Source organism: uncultured Anaerovibrio sp. (genome assembly GCF_947302755.1).
Lineage (GTDB): Bacteria > Bacillota > Negativicutes > Selenomonadales > Selenomonadaceae > Anaerovibrio.
Window position 1 is genome coordinate 1 of record NZ_CAMYWM010000169.1, and the last position, 4,305, is coordinate 4,305.

Genomic DNA, 4,305 nt, shown 5'->3' on the forward strand with positions numbered 1-4,305 from the left:
AGCAAGACCATGGTCTTAGCTGAGCAGCTGACACTGACCGCTATGGGGGCTTTTCCTCCACCTAAGAGGGGTGAGACCTAGCCCCCCTTAGCGTAGGGTTAAATTTTAGGTTGGAGCGGTTTGTATGTTTTTTGCAAATAATAGCCATTTTTCAGCGAAAATGATTTCTCGCACGGCTTTGGTCATTGCCATGACCTCAGTTATTAATCAAATCCATGTATTTATGATGCCTCAGGGTGGCGAGGTGAGTCTGGGGACCATGATACCCCTTATTTTGCTGTCCTATTGCTTTGGTTGGCGCATTACTCTGCTGGCCGGGTTTATATGTGGAATTATTGCCCTGATGATTAATCCGTTTTTTTATCATCCTGTTCAGGTTCTGTTGGATTATCCGTTGCCATATATGGCCATGGCTTTGGTGGGACTGTTTAAACAGAGAATATTTTTGGGAACTACTGTGGCCTATGCCTTAAAGTATGTATTCCATGTTATTTCCGGTGCGGTATTCTTTGCCTCCTATGCGCCGGAGGGAACTCCTGCCTTCCTTTATTCCGTTATTTACAACGGCAGCTTTGTGGTTCCTGATTGGCTTATTTGTTGTCTGATAATTCATTTTTTACCTATTGAACGGATTATTAATGCAATGCGGGATGAGTCCTTGTAGTTCTCTATATTATACCATTGTGTATTAATGTACACCTATGATGAACTTAAAAGGACGCTGTCTCATATACAGGGATGTTTTGTACACAATTGTATGACACTTTACCTATTTTCAAAAATTCATATTACAAATTTTGATATTTTTCTTGACCTATTCCCAATATAGTGTTACTATATGACACAACAAAACAACACAAATGCAAAGACTCAGGACGCGAGTGCAGATGTAGTGCTTTTCAGCGAGCTTCAAGATGGTGTGAGTGGGGCAAAGCGGATTCTGTATTTTATCACCTGTCAGCAGAGGGCTGAACCCGGTCAATTAAGACTCCAGTAAGCTGCTCCGGTGTCTTCACCGTTATCAAAAAGGACAGATGTTGGTCTGTTACAAAGGGACTGTTTATTTTATAGGCAGTAAGAGAAGTGGTACCGCGGAGTTAATCCTTCGTCTTCAAGTAATTGAGGATGAAGGATTTTTTTGCTGCTAAATCTTAGTCAATCAAATCTGAAGGATGAAGATGAACCTTAGATTTAGTGTAAGGGCTGATGAAGGTAGGCATACTTTTATCTTCCTTGATGGTGTTGTGGGTCCTAATTTTATACTATTCATTAAGAAAGAAGGAATTATGTATGAATGGATTAATGGTTGTGGGGTTTGCAATGGTCTTTTTTGCAACTGCCTATCTTGTCTATGGCCGCTGGCTGGTAAAAACCTGGGGTATTGACGTGGATGCCAAAACCCCGGCCCACGAATTTGAGGATGGCAAGGATTATTCTCCTGCCTCAAAATTTACTGTATTTGCCAATCAGTTTTCCTCCATCACAGGCGCAGGTCCTATCACCGGACCAATAATTGCTGCCATGTTTGGCTGGCTTCCTGCACTTCTCTGGCTGCTGGTGGGTGGCGTATTCTTTGGTGCAGTGCAGGACTTTACCGCATTGTACGCTTCCGTAAAAAATCAGGGCAAGTCCATGGGAATGCTCATTGAGCAGTATGTGGGCAAAACCGGCCGCCGCCTGTTTCTGTTGTTCTGCTGGCTGTTTACCCTGCTGGTAATTGCCGCCTTTGCCGATATTGTGGCCAACACCTTTAACGGCTTTGCCAAGGACGGCAGCCTGGCTGCACCAAATGCTTCTGCGGCATCTATTTCCATGCTGTATATCTTTGTGGCAATGGCCTTCGGCTTCTTTATCCGTAAGTTCCAGCCCAAGGAGGGTGTAAAGCTGGCTGTTGGCTTTGTGCTCTTTATGGCCATGATGGCCGTGGGTATTGCTTATCCATTATATTTTGATGCCACTGTATGGCGTTATGTGGTTTTTGGTTATTGCTTTATCGCCTCTGTACTGCCAATGTGGCTTTTGATGCAGCCCCGGGATTATTTGTCCTCCTTCCTGCTCCTTGGCATGCTGGCCGGAGCGATTATCGGTGTTCTGGTGGCCAATCCTACCATTAATATGCCGGCCTTTGTAGGCTTTGAGGTAAAGGGGCTGAGCCTGTTCCCAATTCTGTTTATCACCATTGCCTGTGGTGCCGTTTCCGGCTTCCATAGTCTGGTTTCCTCCGGTACTTCCTCCAAGACCATCAACAATGAAAAGGATATGCTGACTGTAGGCTATGGCTCCATGCTGATTGAATCCCTGTTGGGGGTTGTGGCACTGGTAATCGTTTGCTCTGCTGCCACCGGTGGTGTATTGCCACAGGGTACCCCATTCCAGATTTTTGCCGGTGCCGTTGGCGGTTTCTTCATGATGTTCGGCCTTCCACAGCATGTGGCCGTGTGCTTTATGACCATGTGCGTATCGGCCCTGGCCATGACCACCATTGATTCCGTGGCCCGTATCGGCCGTATGTCCTTACAGGAATTATTTGCCCCTGATGAGGGCCAGGAGCAGAATGCTGTGGCAAAATTCTTCAGCAACACCTATGTTGCTACAATTGTGACCCTTGTATTATCCTATCTCTTGTGCCTGGCTGGTTATATGAATATTTGGCCATTGTTTGGTGCAGCCAATCAGCTTTTGTCGGCCCTTGTACTTATCGCCTTGGCTGTATTCCTTCGTACCACCGGCCGCAAGGGCTGGATGCTCTACGTTCCAATGACCTTTATGTTCCTGGTAACCATGAGTGCCCTTGTGCTTAGCGTTATGGGTATTTACACCAAGCTTGGAACTGGTGATTTCGTATTTATGGTGGATGGCCTCCAGCTGATTTTGGCCATTGCCCTTATGACCCTGGCTGTCCTGGTGGTTAAGCATTGCGGCAGGGAATTGCTGACAGGGGAGCTGGAGCATGGTAAGGAAGGCAAGACTCCTGCGGCCAACCTTTGATTATCGCCTTATACTAAAAATTGGGGACTGGTTAAACCGGTCCCCTTTTTCTGTGAAATCTTAGCAGTTGCAAGCCTACAGCGCAGTGGTAGCTTAGATTGCCTGTAAGATCGTAGTGGAAAATATCATTTTGCACAGAGTTTCTTATGTAAACATCAGATAAATCATTGAGAAAAGTAGCTGAAAGTATTATACTAATATATGAAAATGTGTGTAATAATATAAGGGGGAACCGTTATTATGTCAGAAAATTGTAATCATGATTGCAGCTCCTGTGGTACTACCTGTGGGAGGATACCCGCAAGGCAGGGGATATGTTTGAACAGCCTAATGATTTAAGTAAAATTCGTCATACCATTGCGGTAGTCAGTGGCAAGGGCGGTGTAGGCAAATCCATGGTAACCGGTTTGTTATCCATAGCCATGGCCAGAAAGGGCCGCCACGTTGGCATTATGGATGCGGATATTACCGGTCCGTCCATTCCAAAAATGTTTGGTGTCAAGGGTGAGGTGCGTGCCAGCGAAGCTGGTGCCTTTCCTGTACCTTCGGCCGGCGGCATAGATGTGGTCAGCATGAATTTGTTTTTGGAGCATTCCACTGACCCTGTGGTATGGCGTGGGCCGGTGATAAGTGGTGTGGTAAAGCAATTTTGGTCGGATATTATCTGGAATGATGTGGATTATCTCTTTATAGATATGCCGCCGGGAACCGGTGATGTGCCGCTTACGGTTATGCAGTCCATTAAGCTGGATGGCATCGTAATAGTTACCAGTCCCCAGGAGCTGGTTTCCATGATTGTGTCCAAGGCAGTAAAAATGGCCTCTGCCATGAATGTGCCTATTCTCGGTCTGGTGGAAAATATGAGCTATTTTGAGTGCCCGGATTGCGGCAAACGCCATGAGATATTTGGCAAGAGTCATCTTGATGATATTGCTAGGGAATATGATCTGAAGGTGCTGGGCCGTATACCGATGCAGCCTAACCTTGCAGTTCAATGTGATGCTGGTCAGATTGAAAATGTGGAAAATATTTACCTGAATGAAGCGGCAGAGGAATTGCTGAAGCTGGAGGAAAATAAATAAAGGACTTTTGTGCTGCCCCGGAACACCTGCCCCCGTCAGGTGTTCCACTTTGCTTGCAGGATTTTTTTTATATGTGGAGAATTTATACTATGAACACTTAGTGAGCACAAGCCTACGGCGCAGTGGGAAGTTAGTGTTCGTTGTAAGGGCGTGTGGACGCCGTCAGGTGTCCAGTAAGCTTACTATGAACACTTAGTGAGCACAAGCCTACGGCGCAGTGGGAAGTTAGTGTTCG

Annotated in this window: 3 protein-coding genes; all 3 read left to right on the forward strand. The window is 46.1% G+C overall.

Going from position 1 to position 4,305, the window contains the following annotated elements; translation table 11 throughout:
• Positions 1-124 precede the first annotated feature (124 nt).
• The 3 genes from thiT to Q0Y54_RS11925 all read left to right on the forward strand — a co-directional run bounded on the left by thiT (position 125) and on the right by Q0Y54_RS11925 (position 4,070).
• Positions 125-664, forward strand: a complete 540-nt coding sequence (gene thiT / locus Q0Y54_RS11915) for an energy-coupled thiamine transporter ThiT (protein ID WP_297968285.1) — start codon at positions 125-127, stop codon at positions 662-664.
• Between the two features lie 626 nt (positions 665-1,290).
• The gene (locus Q0Y54_RS11920; protein ID WP_297968288.1) at positions 1,291-2,988 is read left to right on the forward strand and encodes a carbon starvation protein A; all 1,698 of its coding nucleotides are present in this window, start codon (positions 1,291-1,293) and stop codon (positions 2,986-2,988) included.
• Between the two features lie 314 nt (positions 2,989-3,302).
• The gene (locus tag Q0Y54_RS11925) at positions 3,303-4,070 is read left to right on the forward strand and encodes an Mrp/NBP35 family ATP-binding protein (RefSeq protein WP_297968291.1); all 768 of its coding nucleotides are present in this window, start codon (positions 3,303-3,305) and stop codon (positions 4,068-4,070) included.
• Positions 4,071-4,305 lie beyond the last annotated feature (235 nt).